Here is a 26,204-nt window from a genome sequence, read left to right as displayed (position 1 = left end):
TTCACCCAGCCGAGTGACGGATGCCGGGTTTGGTTTGGTTGGTTGGTTTTTTCCCTGGGTTCTTTGGTCTTTTTACCGCCCGCAGCCCCGCTCCGCGCACCGCCGCACGACGTGTTTCCAGGCTCCGGCACGAGCGGATCTGTCCGGCCTCTGTCCGGGCCGTCCGGGGTGACCCCGCGCACCGGCACCGAGTTGGTCCGGGGAAGGGGTGATGGCATGAGCGGCTGGGAGACGGAACTGGACGACGAGGAGGCGGGGGCCGTGATGCGCACGGTCGCCCGGCAGTTGAAGGTGTGGCGGGAGACGTCCGGGCTCACCCAGGCGGAGCTGGCGGCGGCCATGGGGTACGGCGAGGAACTGGTCTCCGCGGTGGAGCGGGGCCGGCGCATTCCCCGTCCGGAGTACCTGGACGCGGCGGACCGGGCGCTGCGCGCGGGCGGGAAGATCGCCGCGATGAAGCGGGACGTGGCGGAGGTCCGGTACCCGAAGAAGGTACGGGACCTGAAGCGGCTGGAGGCGGAGGCGGTGGAGCTGGGCGCCTACAACAACTCCGTCATCCATGGGCTGTTGCAGACGGAGGCGTACGCACGGGCGGTGCTCGGTGCCCGGCGACCGCCCTTCACCGCCGACCAGTTGGAGCAGCAGGTCGCGGCGCGCGTGGCACGGCAGGAGATCGTCGACGACCGGGCGGGCCGGGCCGCCTTCAGTTTCGTCCAGTGCGAGTCGACGCTTCGTCGGCCCATCGGAGGCAGGATGGTGATGCGTGGACAACTCGAACGGCTGCTGGAAGTCGCCGCGTTCCGCAACGTCGACCTCCAGGTACTGCCCCTGGGCCGCGAGGAGAACTCGGGACTCGACGGCTCATTCAGGTTGCTGAGGCTCCGGGACGGCACCGCGGCCGGTCATGTCGAGGTGGCGCACATCAGCCGTGTGATCACGGAGCCGAAAGAGGTGCAGCTCCTGGAGATCCAGTATGGAATCATCCGGGCGCAGGCTCTCAGCCCACGGGAGTCGGTGGCCCTCATCGAGATAGTGCTGGGAGAGACATGAAGCTGGAGTGGATAAAGAGCAGTTACAGCACGTCCAGCGGCCCCGACTGCGTCGAGGTCGCCGCCGCCCCCGGCACGATCCTGGTCCGTGACTCCAAGGACCCGGACGGCCCCCGCCTCGCCCTCACCCCCACCACCTGGACGGCCTTCCTCCCGTACGCCACCGCCTCCCGGCGCTGACGGAACGGAGGGGACGCGAACGGCCCGCACCCGAATACACGGGTGCGGGCCGTCTCTCACGGTCAGGTCGTCGACCGGCGTCTCCGCGCCCCCGGCCGCCGCTCGCTCGGCCGCGTCACCGGGTCGCCCGCGTCGAGCGCCGCCGCACGGCGCCGCGCACCGAAGTCGGCCAGGGCCTCCGCCAGCTTGTGCACGGACGGCTCGGGAGCCATCACGTCCACCCGCAGGCCGTGCTCCTCGGCGGTCTTGGCCGTGGCCGGGCCGATACACGCGATCACCGTCACGTTGTGCGGCTTGCCCGCGATACCGACCAGGTTGCGGACGGTGGACGACGACGTGAAGAGCACGGCGTCGAAGCCGCCGCCCTTGATCGCCTCGCGGGTCTCCGCCGGCGGCGGCGAGGCCCGTACGGTCCGGTAGGCCGTGACGTCGTCGACCTCCCAGCCCAGCTCGATCAGCCCGGCGACCAGGGTCTCCGTGGCGATGTCGGCGCGCGGCAGGAAGACGCGGTCGATCGGGTCGAAGACCGGGTCGTAGGGCGGCCAGTCCTCCAGCAGGCCGGCGGCCGACTGCTCGCCGCTCGGCACGAGGTCCGGCTTCACGCCGAAGGCGATCAGGGCCTTCGCGGTCTGCTCGCCCACCGCCGCGACCTTGATCCCGGCGAAGGCACGGGCGTCGAGCCCGTACTCCTCGAACTTCTCGCGGACCGCCTTGACCGCGTTGACCGAGGTGAACGCGATCCACTCGTAGCGGCCGGTGACGAGGCCCTTGACGGCCCGTTCCATCTGCTGGGGCGTGCGCGGCGGCTCGACGGCGATCGTCGGCACCTCGTGCGGCACGGCCCCGTAGGAGCGCAGCTGGTCGGAGAGCGAGGCCGCCTGCTCCTTCGTCCGCGGCACGAGCACCCGCCAGCCGAACAGCGGCTTGGACTCGAACCAGGACAACTGGTCGCGCTGGGCGGCCGCGGAACGCTCGCCGACCACGGCTATCACCGGCCGGCCGCCCTCGGGCGAGGGCAGCACCTTGGCCTGCTTCAGCGTCTGGGCGATCGTCCCGAGCGTCGCGGTCCACGTCCGCTGCCGGGTGGTGGTGCCGGCGACGGTCACCGTGAGCGGGGTGTCGGGCTTGCGCCCGGCGGACACCAGCTCGCCGGCCGCGGCGGCCACGCTGTCGAGGGTCGTCGACACGACGACGGTCCCGTCCGACGCGCCCACCTCGGTCCAGCACCGGTCGGTCGCGGTGCGCGCGTCGACGAACCGGACGTCCGTGCCCTGCGCGTCCCGCAGCGGCACACCGGCGTACGCGGGCACGCCGACGGCCGTCGCGATACCGGGCACGACCTCGAACGGCACACCGGCCGCGGCGCAGGCCAGCATCTCGTCGGCGGCGTACGTGTCGAGCCCGGGGTCCCCGGACACCGCACGCACGACCCGCCTGCCGCCCCGCGCGGCCTCCATGACAAGATGTGCGGCATCCCGCACCGCGGGTAGCGCAGCGGTCGTTGACGCGCCGTCAACCACCGCCAGCTGGGGCGTGCCTGTGCCCGGGACGGTGTCCCCGTCGGGGCCCGTGTCCGTGTGCACTTCGGCGACGCCCTGCCTGGCGTGCTGACGTACGACGTCGAGCACCTCGTGCTCGGCGACGAGGACGTCCGCGTGTGCCAGCGCCTCTACGGCGCGCAGAGTCAGCAGCCCCGGATCCCCGGGTCCGGCACCCAGGAAGGTGACGTGCCCGTGATCGAGGCCGGCGGGAAGGGTGGTGGGGCTCACTGTGCTCGCTCCCCCATCAGACCGGCCGCGCCCTGGGCAAGCATCTCGGTGGCGAGTTCGCGACCGAGCGCAAGCGCTTGGTCGTGCGTCTCGGGCACGGGACCGGTGGTGGACAGCTGCACCGTGCGCGTGCCGTCGGAGGTTCCGACGACGCCACGCAGGCGCATTTCCTTGACAATCTGCCGTTCGGCCTGGGGGTTCCCGCGCTCCAGCGGAGCCGTGAGCGGGGGAAGGTCGGCCAGCGCGCCCACAGGGGCGGAGCAACCGGCCTCCAGGGCGGCGAGCAGGGACCGCTCGGCGGTGACGGCGACCCGGGTGAAGGGGTCGTCGAGCTCGCCGAGCGCGGCGATGAGGTCCGCGTCGGCCGCGGTGCACTCGATCGCCAGGGCCCCCTGGCCGGGGGCGGGCAAAACCGTGTCGACCGACAGGAAGTCGGTCACCTCGTCGAGGCGGCCGATGCGGCTCAGGCCGGCGGCGGCCAGGACGACCGCGTCCAGCTCGCCGTCGTGCACGTACCGGATGCGGGTGTCGACGTTGCCGCGGATCGGGACCGTCTCGATGTCCAGTCCGTGGGCGCGGGCGTACGCGTTCAGCTGGGCGGCCCGGCGGGCCGAGCCCGTGCCGATGCGGGCGCCGCGCGGCAGGTCGGTGAGCTTGAGGTCGTGCCGGGCGACGAGCACGTCGCGCGGGTCCTCGCGCTGGGGGACCGCCGCCAGGACCAGCTCCTCGGGCTGGGCGGTCGGCAGGTCCTTCAGGGAGTGCACCGCGAAGTCCACCTCCCCGCGCAGCAGGGCGTCGCGCAGCGCGGTGACGAACACACCCGTGCCGCCGATCTGCGACAGCGCCTCGCGCGAGACGTCACCGTACGTGGTGATCTCGACGAGTTCGACGGGGCGTCCGGTCACCTGGCGCACGGTGTCCGCGACCTGCCCGGACTGGGCCATGGCGAGCCTGCTGCGCCGGGTGCCGAGCCGTAGTGGCTGCTGAGTCATCGTGGGCCTCGGTTCTTCTCGGTGCTGTCCTCGGCCCGGGAGACGGAGGCCACCGTCTCCTGGTCGAGGTCGAACAGGGTCCGCAGGGCGTCCGCGTACCCGGCGCCGCCGGGCTCCGCGGCGAGCTGCTTGACCCGTACGGTCGGGGCGTGCAGCAGCTTGTCGACCACGCGCCGCACGGTCTGCGTGATCTCGCTGCGGTGCTTGTCGTCCAGACCGGGCAGTCGGCCCTCCAGGCGGGCGATCTCGCCGGCCACGACGTCGGCGGCCATCGTGCGCAGGGCGACGACGGTCGGCGTGATGTGCGCGGCCCGCTGCGCCGCCCCGAAGGCGGTGACCTCGTCGGCGACGATACGGCGGACCTGGTCGACGTCGGCCGCCATGGGGGCGTCGGCCGAGGCCTCCGCCAGCGACTCGATGTCCACCAGCCGTACTCCGGTGAGCCGGTGCACGGCGGCGTCGACGTCCCGCGGCATGGCGAGGTCGAGGAGTGCGAGGACGGGGGCCCGGCGGGGCGTCTCGGCGACCGGTTCGGGCCTGCGGCGCTCGGGGATGCGGCCGACGGTGGCCGCGGTCGCGGCGAGCGCGGTGATCAGCTCGGCGTCGGCCTCGGGGCTGCGGCGGGTCGCCTCGCGGCGGTCCACGGCGCCTCCGGCCGCCCAGGCCGCGTGCTGCTCCAGGGTGGCCGCGTCCATGCCGGCGACGGCGGCCTCGCCGTGCACGGAGAAACCTCCCTGCACGGCGGCGAGGTCGAGCGGGCACTCCTCGTCGGTGCCGACCCCGGAGGGCGGCAGCGGGGTCCGCGGCGCGTCGGTGCCGTCGGCCTCCGTGCGGGGCGCGGGTGCCGTACGCCCGGTGCCGTCGAAGGCGGCCGGCCGGCCGGTGCGGCCCTCGACCGCGCCGACGACGTCCTCGGCGGTCAGGACGAGGCCGGTGGCACCGGTGCAGGACACGACGACGTCGGCACGTGTCAGCTCGACCGGCACCGAGTCCATCGGTACCGCGCGGGCCGGCACGTGGGTGCCGTCGGTGAGGATCTCGGCGAGCCGCTCGGCGCGCTCCCGGGTGCGGTTGGCGACGACGATCTCGCCGACGCCGGCCCGCGCGAGGGTGGCCGCGGCCAGGGAGGACATCGAGCCGGCCCCGATGACCAGGGCCTTCTTGCCGCGCGCCCAGGCGGAGACGTCCGCGCCGTCGGCGAGCTGCTCCAGGCCGAAGGTGACCAGGGACTGCCCGGCGCGGTCGATGCCGGTCTCGGAGTGGGCGCGCTTGCCGACCCGCAGGGCCTGCTGGAACAGGTCGTTCAGCAGCCGTCCGGCGCTGTGCAGGTCCTGCGCCTTGGCCAGGGAGTCCTTGATCTGGCCGAGGATCTGGCCCTCGCCGACGACCATGGAGTCCAGCCCGCAGGCCACCGAGAACAGGTGGTGGACGGCCCGGTCCTCGTAGTGGACGTACAGGTACGGCGTGAGCTCCTCGAGGCCCACCCCGCTGTGCTGGGCGAGCAGCGTGGACAGCTCGGCGACACCGGCGTGGAACTTGTCCACGTCGGCGTACAGCTCGATGCGGTTGCAGGTGGCGAGCACCGCGGCCTCGGTGGCCGGCTCGGCGGCGACCGTGTCCTGGACCAGCTTGACCTGGGCGTCCGCGCTCAGCGCGGCGCGCTCCAGGACGCTGACGGGGGCGCTGCGGTGGCTCAGCCCGACGACGAGCAGACTCATGCCGGCATCACGGCGGGTACGTCCCCGTCGGGTCCCTGGTCGGCGGAGTCGCCGCGCGCGGCGGTGGTCCGGACACCGCCGTCGGAGGCGGCCTCCTCGCCGGCCTTGCGCTGCTCGTGGAAGGCGAGGATCTGCAGCTCGATGGAGAGGTCGACCTTGCGCACGTCGACGCCGTCCGGCACGGACAGCACGGTCGGCGCGAAGTTCAGGATGGAGGTGACGCCGGCGGCCACGAGGCGGTCGCAGACGGCCTGGGCGGCACCGGCCGGGGTGGCGATCACGCCGATGGACACGCCGTTGTCCTGGATGATCCGCTCCAGGTCGTCGGAGTGCTGCACGGGGATGCCGGCGACGGGCTTGCCCGCCATCGCGGGGTCGGCGTCGATGAGCGCGGCGACCCGGAAGCCGCGGGAGGCGAACCCGCCGTAGTTGGCGAGCGCGGCACCCAGGTTTCCGATGCCGACGATCACTACCGGCCAGTCCTGGGTGAGCCCGAGCTCACGGGAGATCTGGTACACGAGATACTCGACGTCGTACCCCACGCCACGGGTCCCGTAGGAGCCGAGGTAGGAGAAGTCCTTGCGCAGCTTCGCGGAGTTGACCCCCGCCGCGGCCGCGAGCTCCTCGGAGGAGACCGTGGGGACCGAGCGCTCCGACAGTGCGGTCAGGGCTCGGAGGTACAGCGGTAGCCGGGCGACGGTGGCCTCGGGAATCCCTCGGCTGCGGGTCGCCGGTCGGTGAGTTCGGCCAGTTGCCACGGTGCTCCTGCGGGTAGAGCGGGGCTGTAGGCGGTCACACGTCCCTACATGACCGCCCCGTCGAATAGAGGCTATGTCTTTGTGAACGCGTGCACAAAGATGGTGTCCGATTTGCCCGCCCAACGTGACCGGGCTCACGCACGCCCGGCGCACTGCCGTGGAACCGGCGCATACGCACCACCGTTCCTCTGCTCCTGGGGGCAAAACCGCACACTCTCCTCGATGATCCCCGCCCCCGAGACCACTTCGCCGTCGATCCTAAGCCGTTTCCGGAGAACTTTGGACTACCCGGTCAGTGCTTTGCGGAGGCGATCACCGTCCACACGCCAGAACGTGTGCTGCTCCCCGTCGACGAGGACCACGGGAATCTGCTCCCAGTACTGGTCGTGCAGCCGCGGGTCCTGGGTGATGTCCTTCCACTCCCACGGCACGCCCGCCTCGGCGCACACCCGCTCCACCACACTCTGTGCGTCATCACACAGATGGCAGTCGGGTTTGCCGATGAGGGTGACGAGCCGGTCCTGCGGAGGCTTGGCCTGAGTACGGCGGAAGAGCGGGCTCATGTCGGCCATTGTCCCGCGCCCCGGCACGGATGTCCGACCACGCCGTTTAACTGCGCGGTCGCGGAGAGTTCACAGCTTTTGAACGTCGCGGCTCCAGGGCCTCCGAACAGAATGGCTATGCTCACGGACATGGCCGCTCTTGGATGGCTCACTCCCCGTAGGCGCCCCGCCACGGCGCGGAGCGTGTTGGCTGGCGAGGCCTCGGCGGAGGCAGCGCGCAAGTCCTCGCAGGAGGTGGCGGAGGTCTCCGCCGCCGAACCGGAGTTCCCGGTGCTCGGCGACGAACGGGCCGCCGCGTTCTTCGACCTGGACAACACGGTGATGCAGGGCGCCGCCCTCTTCCACTTCGGGCGGGGCCTGTACAAGCGCAAGTTCTTCGAGACCCGCGAGCTCGCCCGGTTCGCCTGGCAGCAGGCGTGGTTCCGGCTGGCCGGCGTCGAGGACCCCGAGCACATGCAGGAGGCCCGCGACTCGGCGCTGTCGATCGTCAAGGGCCACCGCGTCGCCGAACTCCAGTCGATCGGCGAGGAGATCTACGACGAGTACATGGCCGAGCGCATCTGGCCCGGCACCCGCGCCCTCGCCCAGGCCCACCTCGACGCGGGCCAGAAGGTGTGGCTCGTCACGGCGGCACCGGTCGAGATCGCCACGGTCATCGCCCGCCGCCTCGGCCTGACCGGCGCCCTCGGCACGGTCGCGGAGTCGGTCGACGGCGTCTACACCGGCAAGCTCGTCGGCGAGCCCCTGCACGGCCCGGCGAAGGCGGAGGCCGTCCGCGCCCTCGCCCTCGCGGAGGGCCTGGACCTGTCCCGGTGCGCCGCGTACAGCGACTCGCACAACGACATCCCGATGCTCTCCCTGGTCGGGCACCCCTACGCGATCAACCCCGACGCCAAGCTGCGCAAGCACGCCCGCAAGCTCGACTGGCGGCTGCGCGACTACCGCACGGGCCGCAAGGCGGCCAAGGTCGGCATCCCCGCGGCGGCGGGCGTCGGCGCGGTGGCCGGGGGCACGGCGGCGGCGATCGCCCTGCACCGGCGCCGCCGGTAGGCACGCCCGGCCCGCGGGCCGATCCGTCTCTCTACCCAGGCACCCGTCTGTCCAGTCGCGTTGGCTGCACACGGCCACAAGACGCCCCGTTGTCAGCCGGAACACGGACGGACTCGATCAACAAACGGTCACTCTGTGGCACTTGATCGGGCGTCAATCGGTTACAGAAGAGACGCAATCGGTGATTTGAGCAACTGGGCGTAGCAGTGCCTGCACGAAGCGTTATTCTCCTCAGACGCATTCCGGTACCCCTCCGTCGCTACGACGGGTGAACGGTCCCGTACTGCACGTGATGGAAGCTCTGCCTCTGGGAGTCCCGTGTACCCACACGTCGGGGTTGACGCCTCGGGCCTGGCTACGCTCCGCGCGACGGTCCTCGACCTGTTGCGCGGTCTCGTCCCCACCGCGTACGCCGTCCCCGCCCTCGCCGTAACCGCCGCACCCGTAGGCCCGTGCTACGCGCTCGCCGAGGGGAGCGCCGCCGTCGGCAGACGGGGGCGCTCGACCGGCGCGACGACCGCCCGCCGGCCCGCCGCCGACAGCGACAGCGCGCGCATGATGGACCTGGTGGAACGCGCGCAGGCCGGCGAGGCCGACGCGTTCGGCCGGCTCTACGACCAGTACAGCGACACCGTGTACCGCTACATCTACTACCGCGTCGGAGGGAAGGCCACCGCCGAGGACCTCACCAGCGAGACCTTTCTGCGGGCCCTGCGCCGCATCGGCACCTTCACCTGGCAGGGCCGGGACTTCGGCGCCTGGCTCGTCACCATCGCCCGCAACCTGGTCGCCGACCACTTCAAGTCCAGCCGCTTCCGGCTGGAGGTCACCACCGGCGAGATGCTCGACGCCAACGAGGTCGAGCGCTCCCCCGAGGACTCCGTCCTCGAATCGCTCTCCAACGCCGCGCTGCTGGAGGCCGTCCGCCGACTCAACCCGCAGCAGCAGGAGTGCGTCACCCTCCGCTTCCTCCAGGGCCTCTCCGTCGCGGAGACCGCCCGCGTCATGGGCAAGAACGAGGGCGCCATCAAGACCCTCCAGTACCGGGCCGTCCGCACCCTCGCCCGGCTCCTCCCGGACGACGCGCGCTGACCGCGTCCCCCTTACCGCACCGACACTCTCCGCAATCCCCAACTCACCCACGGTGAAAGTCCGTTGACTTCGCGGCCCGTTCATTCTCCGTCCGTAACCCAAGTGCCGCGCCACTCGTTGTGCGGGATGCAGGCTCCCTGTGGTCACTCCCTGATCCACTTCGATCACCCGATCGTGTGGATTCGATCAGGGGGTGCAACCCTCAGGACCCCCTGGGGAGTCGACCGTCATGACGAGAGGAGGTGCCGCCAGTGATCGCGAACGTATCGGCGCACCGGCGGGCGAGCGCCTTCGCCCAGGCCCTGGAGGAGTCGACCGACCGGGGCACGGCGGCCGAGCAGGCCGAGCAGCCCGGGGCACCGGCACCGGCTGCTGCGGAACAGACCGAGCACGGGCGCCTGTTGGCCCTGGCCACGGGTCTCGGCGAGCTGCCCAAGCCCGTGCTCGACCCCGAGGTCAAGGTCGTGCAGCGAGCCCAGCTCGTGGCCGCGATGGAGGCCATGCTCCAAGAGGGCACCGCGGCGGGCGAGGCGGGCCCCACCCTGCCCGGGCAGCGGTCCGACCGCGCGCGCGGGGCCCACCGGGCGACCCCGATGAGCAGGCTCCGCCCGCGCTCCCGCCTCGCCAAGGGACTCACCGCCGGCGGACTCAGCGTCGGAGTGGCCGCCGGAGCCTTCGGCGGAGTGGCCGCCGCCAGCGGCGACGCCCTGCCCGGCGACTCCCTCTACGGCCTCAAGCGCGGCATCGAGGACTTCAAGCTCAACGTCCTGGCCGACGGCCAGGACGAACGCGGGCGCGTCTACCTCGACCAGGCCTCCACCCGGCTGAGCGAGGCCCGCCGCCTGATGGAGCGCGGCCGCGGCGGCCAGTACGACCACGAGTCGCTCGCCGAGATCCGCCGCGCCCTGTCCGGCATGCAGCACGACGCCTCCGAGGGCCACCGGCTGCTGCGCGAGGCGTACGAGCGCGACCCCGAGTCCCTGGGCCCCATCCAGGCCCTCTCCGCGTTCTCCCGCTCCCACCGCGCCACCTGGGGCAGCATGCGCGAGCGGCTCCCCCTCCAGCTCGGCGACGTCAGCCAGCGGGTGTCGTCCGTCTTCGACGCCATAGACCAAGAGGTCGCCCCGCTGCAGTCCCTGCTCCCGCCGCCCGCCCAGGACGGCGGCGACGGCAAGGGCCGTGGCGGCTCCGGCTCGTCCTCCCCCGGCACGTCCGGCGCCGACAAGTCGGCCCACCCCAGCGCCGGCGGCAGCGGCGCCACCGAGGGCGGCCACCGCACCAGCAGCCCCAGCAAGTCGGCCGAGGGCTCCGCCGGCGAGGACGAGGGCCTGCTCGGCGGGAACACGGGCGGCCTGCTCGACCCGCCCAAGGCCACCGGAGGCTCCGGCGCCTCCCCGTCCGCGTCCGCCCCTGCGGGCGGCCCGGCGGTCACCCTCCCGCCGCTGCTCCCCGGCCTCCTGCCCGGCCTGGGCATCGAGGGCGAGGACGCCGACTAGCGGCCCCACAAGCCGCCCGTACGCCGATGGGGCACCCCTTCCACCAGGGGCGCCCCATCGGCGCGTACGCGCCCGTCGGACGGTCGGCGGGAGAGCGTCAGAAGAACACCGACCGGCGCTGCACCAGCAGCTTGTAGAGCGTGTGCTGGATCTGCTCCCTGACCTGGTCGGTCAGGTTGAACATCAGCATCGGGTCCTCGGCCGCCTCCGGCGGATAGCCGTCGGTGTGGATCGGCTCCCCGAACTGGATCGTCCACTTCGTCGGCAGCGGGATCGCGCCCAGCGGACCCAGCCACGGGAAGGTCGGCGTCAGCGGGAAGTACGGGATGCCCAGGACCCGGGCCAGCGTCTTCGCGTTGCCGATCATCGGGTAGATCTCCTCGGCCCCGACGATCGAGCACGGGATGATCGGCGTACGGCGGCGCAGCGCCGTGGACACGAACCCGCCCCGGCCGAAGCGCTGCAGCTTGTACCGCTCCCCGAAGGGCTTGCCGATGCCCTTGAAGCCCTCCGGCATCACCCCGACCAACTCGCCCTGGCCGAGCAGCCGGTCTGCGTCCTCCGCGCAGGCCAGCGTGTGCCCGAGCTTGCGGGCGAGCTCGTTGACCACCGGCAGCATGAACACCAGATCGGCGGCGAGCAGCCGCAGATGACGTCCCGCGGGATGGTGGTCGTGCACGGCGACCTGCATCATCAGGCCGTCCAGCGGCAGCGTCCCGGAGTGGTTGGCGACGATCAGCGCGCCGCCGTCGGCCGGGATGTTCTCCACGCCCTTCACGTCGACCCGGAAGTACTTCTCGTACACCGGCCGCAGCAGGGACATCAGGACCTGGTCGGTCAGCTCCTCGTCGTACCCGAAGTCGTCGACCTCGTAGTCCCCGGTGAGGCGCCGGCGCAGGAAGGCCAGGCCGCTCGCGACGCGCCGCTCCAGACCGCCGTCGTGCGGGGTCTGCGGGGCCGGCTCTTCCTCAGGGGTCACAGGGACATCATCCTGCGCGAGAGACCGTCCCGGCAGGGGCTGGACCTCGCCGACCGGCCCGCCCTCACCGTTCTTGCGCCGGCTCGCCGTGCTCCGGCGCCGCGGCGGCCGCTGTACGGCGCCTCCGCGGGACCGGTCGTCGTCGAACGGAATGACCTTGGCGTCCGCCATCGTTGATGCGCTCCTCAGTTGGCGCTCTGCGTCGGGGGGTGACCGCCGTCCAGGACGGGCAGCGCGGCGATCCGGTCGACGGCCCCCGCGAGGGCCTCGGGCGGCAGCAGTCCCGGGCCGCGGCCGCGCGCGAAGTCCGCGAACGTCTGGGCCGTCGTGTACTTCGGCTGGAATCCGAGGGTCTCGCGCATCTGGTCCGTGGACACCACCCGGCCGTGGGTGAGCAACCGGATCTGCTCCGGCGAGAAGTCCGACATGCCCAGCGTACGCACCAGGGTGCCCGCCCACGTCACGGCGGGCAGCAGCAGCGGCACCGTGGGCCGGCCCAGCCGCCGCGCGCACTGGGAGAGCAGCAGGACGCCGTCCCCGGCGATGTTGAAGGTGCCGCTGTTCAGCGTGCCCCGGCGCGGCTCGTGCGAGGCGATGCGCAGCACCTCGATGACGTCGTCCTCGTGCACGAACTGCAGCCGCGGGTCGTACCCGAGGACGGTCGGCAGGACGGGCAGCGAGAAGTACGAGGCGAGCGGGGTGTCCGCGCTGGGGCCGAGGATGTTGGCGAACCGCAGCACGCACACGGCGACGTCCGGCCGCCGCCGGGCGAACCCGCGCACATAGCCCTCGACCTCGACGGTGTCCTTCGCGAAGCCGCCGCTGGGAAGGGACTTGGGCGGGGTGGTCTCGGTGAAGACGGCCGGGTCGCGGGGCGCCGACCCGTACACGTTCGTACTGGACTTCACCACCAGCCGCTTGACCAGAGGGGACTTCTGGCAGGCGCCGAGGAGCTGCATCGTCCCGATGACGTTGGTCTCCTTGACCGTGGTCCGGCTGCCGCTGGCCAGCGCGGTCCCGGTCACGTCCATGTGCACGACGGTGTCGGCGCCGCTCTCCGCGAGGACCCGCGCGATGGTGGGCTGCCGGATGTCGGCCTGGATGAAGTCCGCGCCGCCCAGGTGGTGCTCCGGTGGGACCGCGTCCACGGCGATCACCCGGTCCACCTGGGGGTCCCGCTGGATACGGCGTACGAAGCGGCCCCCGAGTTGACGGGCCACCCCGGTGACGAGCACGACCTTGCCCAAGATCAGCGCCTTCCTTCCAGCCCTCGTACCCCAGCCGAGTTCCCCGTGTGCCGCCAACTTAGCGGGTCGTTGTTGCGCTGTGATGACCACCCGATGCGTGACGTGACGGGATTTCCCCCGTCATACACCTGTGGCCCCCCACCGGATGCGGTGGGGGGCCACAGACACGCCGCTTCGCGCGGCGCCGCCTACTTCTTGTTGCGACGCTGGACGCGCGTGCGCTTGAGCAGCTTGCGGTGCTTCTTCTTGGCCATCCGCTTGCGCCGCTTCTTGATAACAGAGCCCACGACTACCCTCGCTCACTTCTCATCACTCGGTGTTTGGGCGCCATGGGCCCACACGACCTACGAGGGGCTAGCCTACCCGCCCGAGCGCTGAGGTCGTAATCGAGGGGGCGAGGGGGGTCACCGGCGGTCCCGGGCACCCCCCGGCCCACTGCCGTCAGGCGGTTTCCACCCCCACGTAACTCTCGCGAAGGTACTCGTGAACCGCTTGCTCCGGGACGCGGAACGACCGTCCCACCCGGATCGCGGGCAGATGACCGCTGTGCACCAGCCGGTACACGGTCATCTTCGACACTCGCATCACCGAGGCGACCTCCGCCACGGTAAGGAACTGAACCTCGTTCAGAGGCCTCTCGCCAGCTGCAGCCATGACACACCTGAACCTTCCGCACTCGACGGCCACCGGCTTCCCCTTCCGGTGACTCTTCGTCGTTGCGTGCTCACTCCCCAATGTAGGTGCGCATGATGCGAGTGGGGAAGAGGTGCAGCCATCGGCGACCTACTGTGACAGACACGCTCGATTGAGTACGTAGCGGGTAAGCGGCCGGTAGTAATCAGACCGCACACCGTCATCAAGTGGAACGGCGACGGACACGGACCCCTCGGCCTCCCCCACGAAGAGCGCGGGGTCATTGGTATCGGCGAGCCCAATGGCCTCGAACCCCAGCTGACCTGCCCCGCAGACCCAGCCATGGTCCCCGATCACCAGCTGCGGCAGCGGCCCGCCGGCCTCGGCGGCGGCGGCCAGCGCGAGCCGAACCGGGAGGGGGGAGTGCGTGTGCGCGCCGGGCTCACAACCGGAGCGGGACGCGTCGGGCGCCCGCACCAGCGCGACTCCCCGTACGTAGACGAGGTTGTGCGTACGTAGACCGAACCGGGTCGTTATGTCGACACGGCGACCATGCGCGGGGGTGAGGACGGCACACCCCGCCGCCGAGAGCGCGTCTGCCAGGGCACCGTAGAACCCGAGCAGCCGGTGCGGATGCCCGGTGCCGAGCAGCACCGGTCCGCCACGCTGGGCGACTGTGGCGAGCCGATCGGAAAAGGCGTCCAGAGCGGTCAGGGTCCGTTCCGGATCGATCGCATCGGGTCCCGAGACACAGCAGGGATCGGCTGAAACCCCACACTTCTCCGCCATGAGGGCGAGCAGCTCACGCTGCCCCCAGGCCCCCTCGGGATCCAGCCCGATGAGCACCCGGGGATCCCGGGCGGCGAACAGCCGGTAACTCCTGAGACTCGCCTCACGGGAGGTCGCCACGGTCCCGGCGAGCCCCACGGCCACGAGATGAGCGCGAAGCGCCGCGGTACTCAGCACCCCAGCGATGCTGGCGGACCGCACCCCCCGAGGACGCCCGAACCGGGCGAAGGCCCCTCGGTCGGGCTAATGGAACACGTCCCAGGCGGGCAGCCCGCTATGGGAACCCTCCTAGGCGAGCAGCCCCCGCAGCGGGAACACCGCCTTGCGCGTCGCCAGCACCGCCTGGTCCAGCCGGTCCGCCGGGTCGTACCCCGCCTCCCAGTCCGCCCAGGCCACCGGCCACCGCCCGTCGGTCATCCGCGCCGGCCCCAACTGCCGTGTCCGCGCGTACACTTCCTGCCGCCAGCTCTCCGGGATCAACGTCGTCGGCTCGATCGGCCGCCCCGCCGCGATCGCCACCAGATGCGTCCACGACCGCGGCACCACCTCGACCACGGCGTACCCGCCGCCGCCCAGCGCCAGCCACTTCCCGTCGGCGTACTCGTGCGCCAGGTCGTGGCAGGCCACCTGCACGGCCCGCTGCGCGTCCAGCGACACCGCAAGATGCGCCAGCGGGTCCTCGAAGTGCGTGTCGGCCCCGTGCTGCGTCACCAGCACCTGCGGGCGGAAGTCCGCCAGCAGCTCCGGCACCACGGCGTGGAACGCCCGCAACCAGCCCTCGTCCCCGGTGCCCGCCGGCAGCGCCACGTTCACCGCCGACCCCTCGGCGGCCCCGGTCTCCTGTGGCCATCCGGTCTGCGGGAACAGCGTCGCGGGGTGCTCGTGCAACGAGATCGTCAGCACCCGCGGGTCCTCCCAGAACGCCGCCTGCACCCCGTCCCCGTGGTGCACGTCGACATCCACGTACGCGACCCGCTCCGCACCCAGCTCCAGCAGCCGGGCGATGGCCAGCGCCGCGTCGTTGTAGACGCAGAACCCGGACGCGGCGGCCGGCATCGCGTGGTGCAGCCCGCCCGCGAAGTTCACCGCGTGCAGCGCGCTCCCCCGCCACACCGCCTCCGCCGCCCCCACCGACTGCCCGGCGATCAGCGCCGACACGTCGTGCATCCCGCCGAACGCCGGATCGTCCAGGGTGCCGAGCCCGTACGCCTGGTCCGCCGACCGCGGATCGGCCGACGCCGCCTTCACGGCCTCGATGTAGTCCTCCCGGTGCACCAGCCGCAGCGTCGACTCACCGGCCGGCTGGGCCGCGACGACGTCCATGTGCCGGTCGAGCTCGAAGGCTTCGACGAGTTTCCTGGTCAGACCGAGGCGCACCGGGTCCATCGGATGGTCCCGGCCGAAGTCATAGCCCGTTACTGCCTGGTCCCACATCAGCTGTGCGCGGCCGCTCATGCCCGCCACCGTATCGGTCCGGCCGCGCGGCGAACGAAGGGGCGTACACGAGCGTCACCAGCACCAACACCATCGGCACCAGCATCGCCCCCCGATAGCTCCACGCGTCGCCCAGCGCCCCCACGAGCGGGGAACCGATCAGGAAGCCCACGTAGTTGAAGACGTTGAGCCGCGCGACGGCCGCGTCCGACGCCCCCGGGAACAGCCTCCCGGCCGCCGCGAACGTCTGCGGCACCAGCACGCACAGCCCCAGCCCGAGCAGCGTGAACCCCAGCATCCCCACCCACGCGCCCGGCGCCGACGCCACCACCGCGAACCCGACGGCCGCCACCAGCGCCCCCAGCCGCACCACGGCCACCGCCCCCAGCCGCCGCACCCCGAAGTCCCCGATGGCCCGCCCCAGCAACGTGGTCACCATGTACACGTTGTACGGCACGGTCGCCAGCTGCTCGGAGCTGCCCAGCACGTCCTGGAGGTACTTCGCGCTCCAGTTGGAGACCGTCGAGTCCCCGATGTACGCGAAGGTCATCACCAGGCACAGCGGCAGCAGCAGCTTGAACACGACGGGCTGCTGTCCGGCGGCCTGCGCGTCGGGCGTCTCCGTCGCCCTCGTCGCGTCGACGTACCACCGGCTCCCCACCAGTGCCGCCGGCAACAGCACCACGACGACCGGCAGATACGACACCGCCAGCGGCAGCTCCCAGTGCGCCCCCGCCCACGCCAGCGAGGCCCCGACGATCCCGCCCAGGCTGTATGCCGCGTGAAAGCTGAGCATGATGCTGCGCCCGTACGCCCGCTGCAGGCTCACCCCGAGCATGTTCATCGTGGCGTCCAGCGCCCCCACGGCCAGCCCGAACGCCGCGAGCGAGACGGCCAGTTCGACCATCGTGTCCCCGGCCCCCACACCGAGCAGCGCCAGCAGCACCACGGGCTGCGACCAGCGCAGCAACCGGCTGGGACGGATGCGCCGCACCAGCCGCTCGGTCGTGACGCTGCCGACCCCGGCGAGGATCGGCACGGCCGCGAGGAACGCCGGCAGCAGCGCGTCGGACACCCCGTACCGGTCCTGGATGGCCGGGATCCGCGTCACCAACAGGGCGAACGCGACGCCCTGGGCGAAGAAACCGAACGCCAGCGAGGCCCTGCCGCGCCGCAGCACATCAGTCATGGCGGCGAGCGTAGGGCCCCGGGGTACCCGTGGGTAGATCCAGCCAAAGGTGAATTTCCCTCAGCTTCGGCCGGCGTCACCCTGCGGCGACAAGGGGCGCGGTGGACGGACCCCTCACCACGGTCTCGCCCTGGCGCGCGTCGCGTTCGGCCCACGCCTTCGTCTCGGCGACGACCATCGCGGCCATCGGCCCCGCGCCCAGCGCCCCTCCGACGAGGAAGCCGAGCACCATCGCGACGATCATGATCACGTTGCCGAGCCACACCATGGTGTCCACCGGCAGGCTGTACGCCCCCACGACCCGCACCACACACTCGGCGAGCAGGACCACACCCCACACCAGCGAGAACATCCGCTCGGCCCGCCGGAACCGCGCCGAACCCCGGTGCAGTCGCGCCCAGGCGGCCTCCCGGCCCGCGTCCCCCTTCACCACCCACGGCTTCATCCCGGCCGTCATCATCGGCTTGCCCAGCACCACCGAGACGATGATGCCGATCCCGATCGTGCTGCTGATCGCGCTGTCCTTGGCCATCATCAGCCGCGGGTCCCCCGCCACGAAGCTCAGCAGCAGCGAGACGACGTTCACGACCAGGATGAGCGTGGCCATCCCGTTGACCTCCCGCGCCCTGCACACGCTCCACCCGGTCCGCACGGCCGGCACGACGCTGCTGAGCGCGAGCGCCATGAGGGTGCTCATCCCGAAGCCGTTCTTCAGCAGGTAGTACGCACCGAGCGGCACCGCCACATCGATGATCAGCGGCAGGAAGTTCCGCAGCCGCCTGTTGCGCCCACCGCTCGCGCTCTTCTTGGTCGTGCTTCCCTCGGTCGTCCCCGTGTTCGTCGTCATGCCCTCAGCTTCGCGGCCGGGCGGGGGTCGCCGGTAGAAACGATCGTCCGGCCCTCGGCATGACAAATGTCAGTCCAGCAATGCGATCAACTCGCCCATGTCGGCGAAGAGTTCGTTCGCCCCGGACAGCCGCTCGGCCGGCGTCATGGCGGTGAACCCGAGGACGTCCATCCCCGCGGCCACGGCCGCCTTCACCCCCAGCGGGCTGTCCTCGACGACGACACACCGCTCGGGCGCGACCCCCATCCGCCGGGCGGCATGGAGGAAGAGGTCCGGCGCGGGCTTCCCACGCCCCACATCCTGTGAACTGAAGATCCGGTCGTCGTCGAAGAACCGGTCCAGGCCGGTCGTCCGGTGCCCCACCCTGATCCGCTCATGACTCCCCGAGGACGCCACGCAGTACAGCACTCCGCGCCCCGCGAGCGCCTCCAGGACGTCCACGGCACCGGCCACGGGCTTCAGCTCCCGCTCGAACGCCGCGAACACCCGGGCATGGAAGACATCGTCGAAGTCCCCTGGAAGCCGCTCCCCCGTGCGCTCGAGCACCAGGTCGTGCACCCGGTGCATCGCCGACCCCATGTAGTCCCGGATGGAGTCCTCGTACGACGTCGGGTGCCCGAGCTCGGTCAGGTACGCGGCGAGCAGCCGATTGGAAATGGGCTCGCTGTCGACGAGAACACCGTCGTTGTCGAAAATCACGAGGTCGTAGCGCATAAACCGAGCTTAAACGCAGAAAGGGCCCACACCGTAAGGTGTGAGCCCTTTCCCAAAAATTGTTCGGCGGTGTCCTACTCTCCCACAGGGTCCCCCCTGCAGTACCATCGGCGCTGTAAGGCTTAGCTTCCGGGTTCGGAATGTAACCGGGCGTTTCCCTCACGCTATGACCACCGAAACACTATGAAACAATCAACCGCACCATGTGTGGCACATGGGGTTGTTCGTGGTTTCAGAACCAACACAGTGGACGCGAGCAACTGAGGACAAGCCCTCGGCCTATTAGTACCGGTCACCTCCACACATTACTGTGCTTCCAGATCCGGCCTATCAACCCAGTCGTCTACTGGGAGCCTTACCCCATCAAGTGGGTGGGAGTCCTCATCTCGAAGCAGGCTTCCCGCTTAGATGCTTTCAGCGGTTATCCCTCCCGAACGTAGCCAACCAGCCATGCCCTTGGCAGAACAACTGGCACACCAGAGGTTCGTCCGTCCCGGTCCTCTCGTACTAGGGACAGCCCTTCTCAAGACTCCTACGCGCACAGCGGATAGGGACCGAACTGTCTCACGACGTTCTAAACCCAGCTCGCGTACCGCTTTAATGGGCGAACAGCCCAACCCTTGGGACCGACTCCAGCCCCAGGATGCGACGAGCCGACATCGAGGTGCCAAACCATCCCGTCGATATGGACTCTTGGGGAAGATCAGCCTGTTATCCCCGGGGTACCTTTTATCCGTTGAGCGACGGCGCTTCCACAAGCCACCGCCGGATCACTAGTCCCGACTTTCGTCCCTGCTCGACCCGTCGGTCTCACAGTCAAGCTCCCTTGTGCACTTACACTCAACACCTGATTGCCAACCAGGCTGAGGGAACCTTTGGGCGCCTCCGTTACCCTTTAGGAGGCAACCGCCCCAGTTAAACTACCCATCAGACACTGTCCCTGATCCGGATCACGGACCCAGGTTAGACATCCAGCACGACCAGACTGGTATTTCAACGACGACTCCACCCGAACTGGCGTCCGAGCTTCACAGTCTCCCAGCTATCCTACACAAGCCGAACCGAACACCAATATCAAACTGTAGTAAAGGTCCCGGGGTCTTTCCGTCCTGCTGCGCGAAACGAGCATCTTTACTCGTAGTGCAATTTCACCGGGCCTATGGTTGAGACAGTCGAGAAGTCGTTACGCCATTCGTGCAGGTCGGAACTTACCCGACAAGGAATTTCGCTACCTTAGGATGGTTATAGTTACCACCGCCGTTTACTGGCGCTTAAGTTCTCAGCTTCGCCGAGACGAATCTCGACTAACCGGTCCCCTTAACGTTCCAGCACCGGGCAGGCGTCAGTCCGTATACATCGCCTTACGGCTTCGCACGGACCTGTGTTTTTAGTAAACAGTCGCTTCTCGCTGGTCTCTGCGGCCACCCCCAGCTCACCAAGTAAATTGGATCACCAGTGATGGCCCCCCTTCTCCCGAAGTTACGGGGGCATTTTGCCGAGTTCCTTAACCATAGTTCACCCGAACGCCTCGGTATTCTCTACCTGACCACCTGAGTCGGTTTAGGGTACGGGCCGCCATGAAACTCGCTAGAGGCTTTTCTCGACAGCATAGGATCATCCACTTCACCACAATCGGCTCGGCATCAGGTCTCAGACACATGGTGTGCGGATTTGCCTACACACCGTCCTACACCCTTACCCTGGGCAGATCAGCTTGACCCAGGAACCCTTAGTCAATCGGCGCACACGTTTCTCACGTGTGAATCGCTACTCATGCCTGCATTCTCACTCGTCAACCGTCCACAACTCGCTTCCGCGGCTGCTTCACCCGGCAGACGACGCTCCCCTACCCATCCCAGCCTCCGTTGGGAGTACATGCTGGAATGACACGACTTCGGCGGTACGCTTGAGCCCCGCTACATTGTCGGCGCGGAATCACTAGACCAGTGAGCTATTACGCACTCTTTCAAGGGTGGCTGCTTCTAAGCCAACCTCCTGGTTGTCTCTGCGACTCCACATCCTTTCCCACTTAGCGTACGCTTAGGGGCCTTAGTCGATGCTCTGGGCTGTTTCCCTCTCGACCATGGAGCTTATCCCCCACAGTCTCACTGCCGCGCTCTCACTTACCGGCATTCGGAGTTTGGCTAAGGTCAGTAACCCGGTAGGGCCCATCGCCTATCCAGTGCTCTACCTCCGGCAAGAAACACACGACGCTGCACCTAAATGCATTTCGGGGAGAACCAGCTATCACGGAGTTTGATTGGCCTTTCACCCCTAACCACAGGTCATCCCCCAGGTTTTCAACCCTGGTGGGTTCGGTCCTCCACGAAGTCTTACCTCCGCTTCAACCTGCCCATGGCTAGATCACTCCGCTTCGGGTCTTGAGCGCGCTACTGAATCGCCCTATTCGGACTCGCTTTCGCTACGGCTTCCCCACACGGGTTAACCTCGCAACACACCGCAAACTCGCAGGCTCATTCTTCAAAAGGCACGCAGTCACGAGGCAAGCACAAGTGCTTGCCCGACGCTCCCACGGCTTGTAGGCACACGGTTTCAGGTACTATTTCACTCCGCTCCCGCGGTACTTTTCACCATTCCCTCACGGTACTATCCGCTATCGGTCACCAGGGAATATTTAGGCTTAGCGGGTGGTCCCGCCAGATTCACACGGGATTTCTCGGGCCCCGTGCTACTTGGGTGTCTCTCAAACGAGCCGCTGACGTTTCGACTACGGGGGTCTTACCCTCTACGCCGGACCTTTCGCATGTCCTTCGCCTACATCAACGGTTTCTGACTCGTCGACCAGCCGGCAGACTGATCAAGAGAGATCCCACAACCCCGAATGCGCAACCCCTGCCGGGTCTCACACGCATACGGTTTGGCCTCATCCGGTTTCGCTCGCCACTACTCCCGGAATCACGGTTGTTTTCTCTTCCTGCGGGTACTGAGATGTTTCACTTCCCCGCGTTCCCTCCACACTGCCTATGTGTTCAGCAGCGGGTGACAGCCCATGACGACTGCCGGGTTTCCCCATTCGGAAACCCCCGGATCAAAGCCTGGTTGACGACTCCCCGGGGACTATCGTGGCCTCCCACGTCCTTCATCGGTTCCTGGTGCCAAGGCATCCACCGTGCGCCCTTAAAAACTTGGCCACAGATGCTCGCGTCCACTGTGCAGTTCTCAAACAACGACCAACCACCCATCACCCCGAACCGAAGCTCGAGTGCACTGGGGCCGGCACTGAAGGCGACCTCGCGGCCGTGCCCTCAGACACCCAACAGCGTGCCCGACACAGTCAGTCGACCAGATCAGCGTTCCACGCTCCGAAGAGCAGTACTAGCGCCTGGCCCGTCCTGGACCGTGCCGAGTAGTCAACGTTCCACCCATGAGCAACCAGCATCAGACATTCGCTGATGTACTGGCCTCTGACCAACCGAAGTTGGTGAGAAGTGCTCCTTAGAAAGGAGGTGATCCAGCCGCACCTTCCGGTACGGCTACCTTGTTACGACTTCGTCCCAATCGCCAGTCCCACCTTCGACAGCTCCCTCCCACAAGGGGTTGGGCCACCGGCTTCGGGTGTTACCGACTTTCGTGACGTGACGGGCGGTGTGTACAAGGCCCGGGAACGTATTCACCGCAGCAATGCTGATCTGCGATTACTAGCGACTCCGACTTCATGGGGTCGAGTTGCAGACCCCAATCCGAACTGAGACCGGCTTTTTGAGATTCGCTCCACCTCGCGGTATCGCAGCTCATTGTACCGGCCATTGTAGCACGTGTGCAGCCCAAGACATAAGGGGCATGATGACTTGACGTCGTCCCCACCTTCCTCCGAGTTGACCCCGGCGGTCTCCCGTGAGTCCCCAGCACCACAAGGGCCTGCTGGCAACACGGGACAAGGGTTGCGCTCGTTGCGGGACTTAACCCAACATCTCACGACACGAGCTGACGACAGCCATGCACCACCTGTACACCGACCACAAGGGGGCGCCCATCTCTGGACGTTTCCGGTGTATGTCAAGCCTTGGTAAGGTTCTTCGCGTTGCGTCGAATTAAGCCACATGCTCCGCCGCTTGTGCGGGCCCCCGTCAATTCCTTTGAGTTTTAGCCTTGCGGCCGTACTCCCCAGGCGGGGCACTTAATGCGTTAGCTGCGGCACGGACAACGTGGAATGTTGCCCACACCTAGTGCCCACCGTTTACGGCGTGGACTACCAGGGTATCTAATCCTGTTCGCTCCCCACGCTTTCGCTCCTCAGCGTCAGTATCGGCCCAGAGATCCGCCTTCGCCACCGGTGTTCCTCCTGATATCTGCGCATTTCACCGCTACACCAGGAATTCCGATCTCCCCTACCGAACTCTAGCCTGCCCGTATCGACTGCAGACCCGGGGTTAAGCCCCGGGCTTTCACAACCGACGTGACAAGCCGCCTACGAGCTCTTTACGCCCAATAATTCCGGACAACGCTTGCGCCCTACGTATTACCGCGGCTGCTGGCACGTAGTTAGCCGGCGCTTCTTCTGCAGGTACCGTCACTCTCGCTTCTTCCCTGCTGAAAGAGGTTTACAACCCGAAGGCCGTCATCCCTCACGCGGCGTCGCTGCATCAGGCTTTCGCCCATTGTGCAATATTCCCCACTGCTGCCTCCCGTAGGAGTCTGGGCCGTGTCTCAGTCCCAGTGTGGCCGGTCGCCCTCTCAGGCCGGCTACCCGTCGTCGCCTTGGTGAGCCGTTACCTCACCAACAAGCTGATAGGCCGCGGGCTCATCCTGCACCGCCGGAGCTTTCGAACCACTTGGATGCCCAAGTAGATCAGTATCCGGTATTAGACCCCGTTTCCAGGGCTTGTCCCAGAGTGCAGGGCAGATTGCCCACGTGTTACTCACCCGTTCGCCACTAATCCCCACCGAAGTGGTTCATCGTTCGACTTGCATGTGTTAAGCACGCCGCCAGCGTTCGTCCTGAGCCAGGATCAAACTCTCCGTGAATGTTTACCCGTAATCGGGTGCACACATCACGAGAGCGGAACATCGGGAGGAATGATCCCGACGTTCACAGCGTCCTCGCTGTGTTTATTTCAAAGGAACCTCGCCCCAGCAGATGCTGGAGACGGGGTATCAACATATCTGGCGTTGACTTTTGGCACGCTGTTGAGTTCTCAAGGAACGGACGCTTCCTTTGTACTCACCCTCTCGGGCTTTCCTCCGGGCGCTTCCCTTCGGTCTTGCGTTTCGACTCTATCAGATCTTTCCGATCCGATTTCCTCGGCGCTTTCCAGGTTTCCGCTTCCGCGTTTCCCTTTCCGGCGGTTCCGACTTTACCAGATCCTTTCGGCCCTGATCCCCAGTCAGCGGGGGCTGTCTTCCCGGCTGTTGGGCCGTTCCGACGAGTGAGACTTTAGCGGATTCCTGGCTCCCGATCTAATCGGGGGCCGGCGTCCTTTCGAACGCGGATTCCTCATTCCGTAAATACGCGCGCCAATGACACGACGGCAGCCGAACGACTGTCGTCGGAGAGTGGTTGGTACTTGCGGAGTGGCTGTCCGGGGACCGACCGGGGTCGGCGCTCACGTCGGACAACTCGGAGAACACTACGGATGGGCCTGGGGCGTGTCAACTTCGCTGCGGTCGGCACCCTGGGGGCGTACCCTGAGCCGCATGACGACGCGCACGTACAGCCAGTTCTGGTGGGCCGCCTGACGGCGGCCGATGTCACGTGCGCACACACGGCCGCCGCCTCGGCGGCCGTTCTTGTCTCTCCCTCCTGAGGATCTGAGGGCCGGCCGGCCGGGACGGCGGCCTCGACCAGGAGGTGGAGAGATGACGCGGGTCTTCAGCGGGATCAAGCCGACCGGGCACCTGACGCTCGGGAACTACCTGGGCGCGATGCGGCGGTGGGCCGCCGTGGACCAGCACGAGTCCGACGCCCTGTTCTGCATCGTGGATCTGCACGCGCTGACCGTGGACCACGATCCGGCGCGGGTGCGCAGACTCAGCCGGCAGGCGGCGACGCTGTTGCTCGCGTCGGGGCTGGACCCCCGGTTGTGCACGGTCTTCGTGCAGAGCCACGTGGACGAGCACGCGCGGCTGTCGTACCTGCTGGAGTGCGTGGCCACGGACGGCGAGATGCGGCGGATGATCCAGTACAAGGAGAAGGCGGCGCGGGAACGGGTGCGCGGCGGGAGCGTACGGCTGTCCCTGCTGACGTATCCCGTGCTGATGGCGGCGGACATCCTGGCGTACGGGACCGACCAGGTGCCGGTCGGGGACGACCAGACGCAGCATGTGGAGCTGGCGCGGGACATCGCGGTGCGGTTCAACCAGCGGTACGGGCACACGTTCGTGGTGCCGCGGGCCACGCCGCCGCGGGTCGCGGCGCGGGTCATGAACCTCCAGGACCCGGTGTCGAAGATGGGCAAGAGCGATGACTCGGGACCGGGGATCGTCTATCTGCTCGACGAGCCGGACGTGGTGCGCAGGAAGATCATGCGGGCCGTCACCGACAGCGCCCGGGACGTCGTGTACGACCCGGAGGCGCGGCCGGGTCCGGCGAACCTGCTGGAGATCCTCGCGGCGTGCACGGGTGGGAACCCATCCGAGCTGAGCGGTGTATATGAAACGTACGGGGCTTTGAAGCGGGACACCGCGGACGCCGTGGTCGAGGTGCTGAGGCCCGTGCAGGAGAGGCACAGGGAGCTGTGCGCGGATCCTGGCTATGTGGAGGGGGTGCTGCGGGATGGTGCGGAGCGCGCGAGGGCGATGGCCCGGCCGACCGTGGATGCCGCGTATCGGGCGATCGGGCTGCTGCCGGCGGCAGCGGCGGACGGTGTGGCCGTCGCTGATATCGGGGTGACCGTGTAGTCGGGCCGCCCGGTGTCGGGCGGCCCGGGGCGTCAGCTGTTGCCGGAGGCCAGCTCGCGGCTGCGGTCGCGGGCGGCCTCGAGGGCGGCGATGAGGGCTGCGCGTACGCCGTGGTTCTCCAGTTCGCGGATGGCGTTGATGGTGGTGCCGGCGGGGGACGTCACGTTCTCGCGGAGCTTGACCGGGTGCTCGCCGCTGTCGCGGAGCATCGTCGCGGCGCCGATCGCGGACTGGACGATGAGGTCGTGGGCCTTGTCGCGGGGCAGGCCGAGCAGGATGCCGGCGTCCGTCATGGCTTCGACCAGGTAGAAGAAGTAGGCCGGGCCGGAGCCGGAGAGCGCGGTGCAGGCGTCCTGCTGGGACTCGGGCACGCGGAGCGTCTTGCCGACGGCGCCGAAGATCTCCTCGGCGTGGGCGAGGTGGGCCTCGTCGGCGTGGCTGCCCCCGGAGATGACGGACATGGCCTCGTCCACCAGGGCCGGGGTGTTCGTCATGACGCGGACCACGGGGGTACCGGCGGCCAGGCGGGACTCGAAGAAGGAGGTGGGGATGCCCGCCGCGCCACTGATGACGAGGCGGTCGGCGGGGACGTGCGGGGCGAGTTCGTCGAGGAGGGTGCCCATGTCCTGCGGCTTCACGGTGAGGATCAGGGTGTCGGCCGACTTGGCGGCTTCCGCGTTGCTGACCGGGGTGACTCCATGGCGGGAGCGGAGTTCCTCGGCGCGCTCCGGGCGGCGGGCCGTGACCAGGAGGTCGGCGGGGGTCCAGCCGCCGCGGATCATTCCGCTGAGCAGGGCTTCGCCGATCTTTCCGGTGCCGAGGACTGCGACTTTCTGGGTCATGGCTG

General features: G+C 68.7%; 21 protein-coding genes and 3 rRNA genes. 6 read left to right on the top strand and 18 right to left on the bottom strand.

Features of this window, described 5'->3' with window-relative positions; translation table 11 throughout:
- Nucleotides 1–216 precede the first annotated feature (216 nt).
- A complete protein-coding gene (locus F8R89_RS20180; RefSeq protein WP_151785274.1) occupies nt 217–1,050 on the top strand; it encodes a helix-turn-helix domain-containing protein in 834 nt (277 codons plus the stop codon).
- Entirely contained in the window at nt 1,047–1,229 is a 183-nt protein-coding gene (locus tag F8R89_RS20175; RefSeq protein WP_151785273.1) for a DUF397 domain-containing protein, read from the top strand. The genes F8R89_RS20180 and F8R89_RS20175 overlap by 4 nt, the downstream gene beginning before the upstream one ends.
- Before the next feature lie 62 nt (nt 1,230–1,291).
- On the opposite strand, the gene F8R89_RS20170 is transcribed toward F8R89_RS20175, so the two are convergent.
- From F8R89_RS20170 to F8R89_RS20150, 5 genes are all read right to left on the bottom strand, one after another.
- A complete protein-coding gene (locus F8R89_RS20170; protein ID WP_151785272.1) occupies nt 1,292–2,998 on the bottom strand; it encodes a uroporphyrinogen-III synthase in 1,707 nt (568 codons plus the stop codon).
- Nucleotides 2,995–3,990: a hydroxymethylbilane synthase gene (hemC, locus tag F8R89_RS20165; protein WP_151785271.1), complete on the bottom strand. Its 996-nt coding sequence runs from the start codon at nt 3,988–3,990 to the stop codon at nt 2,995–2,997. Before hemC ends, F8R89_RS20170 begins: the two co-directional genes overlap by 4 nt.
- Nucleotides 3,987–5,708 carry a glutamyl-tRNA reductase gene (locus tag F8R89_RS20160; protein WP_151785270.1) on the bottom strand — a complete coding sequence of 574 codons (1,722 nt, stop codon included), beginning with the start codon at nt 5,706–5,708 and terminating at the stop codon, nt 3,987–3,989. Before F8R89_RS20160 ends, hemC begins: the two co-directional genes overlap by 4 nt.
- Entirely contained in the window at nt 5,705–6,466 is a 762-nt protein-coding gene (locus F8R89_RS20155) for a redox-sensing transcriptional repressor Rex (protein WP_151785269.1), read from the bottom strand. Before F8R89_RS20155 ends, F8R89_RS20160 begins: the two co-directional genes overlap by 4 nt.
- Nucleotides 6,467–6,750: 284 nt before the next feature.
- Nucleotides 6,751–7,038: a glutaredoxin family protein gene (locus tag F8R89_RS20150; protein WP_151785268.1), complete on the bottom strand. Its 288-nt coding sequence runs from the start codon at nt 7,036–7,038 to the stop codon at nt 6,751–6,753.
- A 120-nt stretch (nt 7,039–7,158) separates the two neighbouring features.
- Here F8R89_RS20150 and F8R89_RS20145 point away from each other — a divergent pair, with 120 nt between their 5' ends.
- From F8R89_RS20145 to F8R89_RS20135, 3 genes are all read left to right on the top strand, one after another.
- On the top strand, nt 7,159–8,079 hold the full coding sequence (locus F8R89_RS20145; protein ID WP_151785267.1) for an HAD family hydrolase: 921 nt from the start codon (nt 7,159–7,161) through the stop codon (nt 8,077–8,079).
- A gap of 318 nt (nt 8,080–8,397) precedes the next feature.
- A complete protein-coding gene (locus tag F8R89_RS20140) occupies nt 8,398–9,171 on the top strand; it encodes an ECF subfamily RNA polymerase sigma factor, BldN family (protein ID WP_151785266.1) in 774 nt (257 codons plus the stop codon).
- Between the two features lie 251 nt (nt 9,172–9,422).
- Nucleotides 9,423–10,667: a DUF5667 domain-containing protein gene (locus tag F8R89_RS20135; protein WP_151785265.1), complete on the top strand. Its 1,245-nt coding sequence runs from the start codon at nt 9,423–9,425 to the stop codon at nt 10,665–10,667.
- Nucleotides 10,668–10,764: 97 nt separating this feature from the next.
- On the opposite strand, the gene F8R89_RS20130 is transcribed toward F8R89_RS20135, so the two are convergent.
- The 12 genes from F8R89_RS20130 to F8R89_RS20075 all read right to left on the bottom strand — a co-directional run bounded on the left by F8R89_RS20130 (nt 10,765) and on the right by F8R89_RS20075 (nt 23,485).
- Complete coding sequence (locus F8R89_RS20130) at nt 10,765–11,817, bottom strand: lysophospholipid acyltransferase family protein (protein ID WP_151785264.1); 1,053 nt, start codon at nt 11,815–11,817, stop codon at nt 10,765–10,767.
- Nucleotides 11,818–11,831: 14 nt separating this feature from the next.
- On the bottom strand, nt 11,832–12,893 hold the full coding sequence (locus F8R89_RS20125; protein WP_151785263.1) for an NAD-dependent epimerase/dehydratase family protein: 1,062 nt from the start codon (nt 12,891–12,893) through the stop codon (nt 11,832–11,834).
- 188 nt (nt 12,894–13,081) lie between these two features.
- Nucleotides 13,082–13,180 carry a 30S ribosomal protein bS22 gene (locus F8R89_RS20120; protein ID WP_003948845.1) on the bottom strand — a complete coding sequence of 33 codons (99 nt, stop codon included), beginning with the start codon at nt 13,178–13,180 and terminating at the stop codon, nt 13,082–13,084.
- 154 nt (nt 13,181–13,334) lie between these two features.
- Entirely contained in the window at nt 13,335–13,547 is a 213-nt protein-coding gene (locus F8R89_RS20115) for a helix-turn-helix domain-containing protein (protein ID WP_004984898.1), read from the bottom strand.
- A gap of 129 nt (nt 13,548–13,676) precedes the next feature.
- Entirely contained in the window at nt 13,677–14,492 is an 816-nt protein-coding gene (locus F8R89_RS20110; RefSeq protein WP_151785262.1) for a phosphatase, read from the bottom strand.
- Between the two features lie 111 nt (nt 14,493–14,603).
- A complete protein-coding gene (locus F8R89_RS20105) occupies nt 14,604–15,770 on the bottom strand; it encodes an acetoin utilization protein AcuC (protein WP_151785261.1) in 1,167 nt (388 codons plus the stop codon).
- Nucleotides 15,721–16,938, bottom strand: coding sequence for an MFS transporter (locus tag F8R89_RS20100; RefSeq protein WP_151785260.1), 1,218 nt, complete (start codon nt 16,936–16,938; stop codon nt 15,721–15,723). Before F8R89_RS20100 ends, F8R89_RS20105 begins: the two co-directional genes overlap by 50 nt.
- A gap of 76 nt (nt 16,939–17,014) precedes the next feature.
- A complete protein-coding gene (locus tag F8R89_RS20095) occupies nt 17,015–17,785 on the bottom strand; it encodes a VC0807 family protein (protein WP_225994446.1) in 771 nt (256 codons plus the stop codon).
- Between the two features lie 69 nt (nt 17,786–17,854).
- Nucleotides 17,855–18,499: an HAD family hydrolase gene (locus F8R89_RS20090; RefSeq protein WP_151785259.1), complete on the bottom strand. Its 645-nt coding sequence runs from the start codon at nt 18,497–18,499 to the stop codon at nt 17,855–17,857.
- A 61-nt stretch (nt 18,500–18,560) separates the two neighbouring features.
- Nucleotides 18,561–18,677: ribosomal RNA gene (gene rrf, locus F8R89_RS20085) — 5S ribosomal RNA — on the bottom strand.
- Between the two features lie 84 nt (nt 18,678–18,761).
- Nucleotides 18,762–21,651: ribosomal RNA gene (locus tag F8R89_RS20080) — 23S ribosomal RNA — on the bottom strand.
- A 308-nt stretch (nt 21,652–21,959) separates the two neighbouring features.
- Nucleotides 21,960–23,485 (bottom strand): 16S ribosomal RNA (locus tag F8R89_RS20075).
- The 16S, 23S and 5S rRNA genes sit together here, the layout of an rRNA operon.
- Nucleotides 23,486–24,316: 831 nt before the next feature.
- On the opposite strand from F8R89_RS20075, the gene trpS reads away from it, so the two are divergent.
- Nucleotides 24,317–25,357, top strand: coding sequence for a tryptophan--tRNA ligase (gene trpS / locus F8R89_RS20065; RefSeq protein WP_151785258.1), 1,041 nt, complete (start codon nt 24,317–24,319; stop codon nt 25,355–25,357).
- 32 nt (nt 25,358–25,389) lie between these two features.
- Here the strand turns inward: trpS and proC are convergent, their stop codons facing one another.
- Nucleotides 25,390–26,199 carry a pyrroline-5-carboxylate reductase gene (gene proC / locus F8R89_RS20060; RefSeq protein ID WP_151785257.1) on the bottom strand — a complete coding sequence of 270 codons (810 nt, stop codon included), beginning with the start codon at nt 26,197–26,199 and terminating at the stop codon, nt 25,390–25,392.
- Between the last annotated feature and the right edge of the window lie 5 nt (nt 26,200–26,204).

The organism is Streptomyces sp. SS1-1, from assembly GCF_008973465.1.
Taxonomy (GTDB): Bacteria; Actinomycetota; Actinomycetes; order Streptomycetales; family Streptomycetaceae; genus Streptomyces.
Note: the sequence above shows the minus strand (reverse complement) of the source record. Positions and strands in the feature narration are given on the sequence as shown.

Bases quoted from the DNA above. Each gene is read 5' to 3' on its own strand.
- F8R89_RS20180 (WP_151785274.1), top strand. From the start codon at position 217: ATGAGCGGCTGGGAGACGGAACTGGACGACGAGGAGGCGGGGGCCGTG.
- F8R89_RS20175 (WP_151785273.1), top strand. From the start codon at position 1,047: ATGAAGCTGGAGTGGATAAAGAGCAGTTACAGCACGTCCAGCGGCCCC.
- hemC (WP_151785271.1), bottom strand. From the start codon at position 3,990: ATGACTCAGCAGCCACTACGGCTCGGCACCCGGCGCAGCAGGCTCGCC.
- F8R89_RS20160 (WP_151785270.1), bottom strand. From the start codon at position 5,708: ATGAGTCTGCTCGTCGTCGGGCTGAGCCACCGCAGCGCCCCCGTCAGC.
- F8R89_RS20150 (WP_151785268.1), bottom strand. From the start codon at position 7,038: ATGGCCGACATGAGCCCGCTCTTCCGCCGTACTCAGGCCAAGCCTCCG.
- F8R89_RS20145 (WP_151785267.1), top strand. From the start codon at position 7,159: ATGGCCGCTCTTGGATGGCTCACTCCCCGTAGGCGCCCCGCCACGGCG.
- F8R89_RS20130 (WP_151785264.1), bottom strand. From the start codon at position 11,817: ATGGCGGACGCCAAGGTCATTCCGTTCGACGACGACCGGTCCCGCGGA.
- F8R89_RS20115 (WP_004984898.1), bottom strand. From the start codon at position 13,547: ATGGCTGCAGCTGGCGAGAGGCCTCTGAACGAGGTTCAGTTCCTTACC.
- F8R89_RS20105 (WP_151785261.1), bottom strand. From the start codon at position 15,770: ATGAGCGGCCGCGCACAGCTGATGTGGGACCAGGCAGTAACGGGCTAT.
- F8R89_RS20100 (WP_151785260.1), bottom strand. From the start codon at position 16,938: ATGACTGATGTGCTGCGGCGCGGCAGGGCCTCGCTGGCGTTCGGTTTC.
- F8R89_RS20095 (WP_225994446.1), bottom strand. From the start codon at position 17,785: ATGACGACGAACACGGGGACGACCGAGGGAAGCACGACCAAGAAGAGC.
- F8R89_RS20090 (WP_151785259.1), bottom strand. From the start codon at position 18,499: ATGCGCTACGACCTCGTGATTTTCGACAACGACGGTGTTCTCGTCGAC.
- trpS (WP_151785258.1), top strand. From the start codon at position 24,317: ATGACGCGGGTCTTCAGCGGGATCAAGCCGACCGGGCACCTGACGCTC.
- proC (WP_151785257.1), bottom strand. From the start codon at position 26,199: ATGACCCAGAAAGTCGCAGTCCTCGGCACCGGAAAGATCGGCGAAGCC.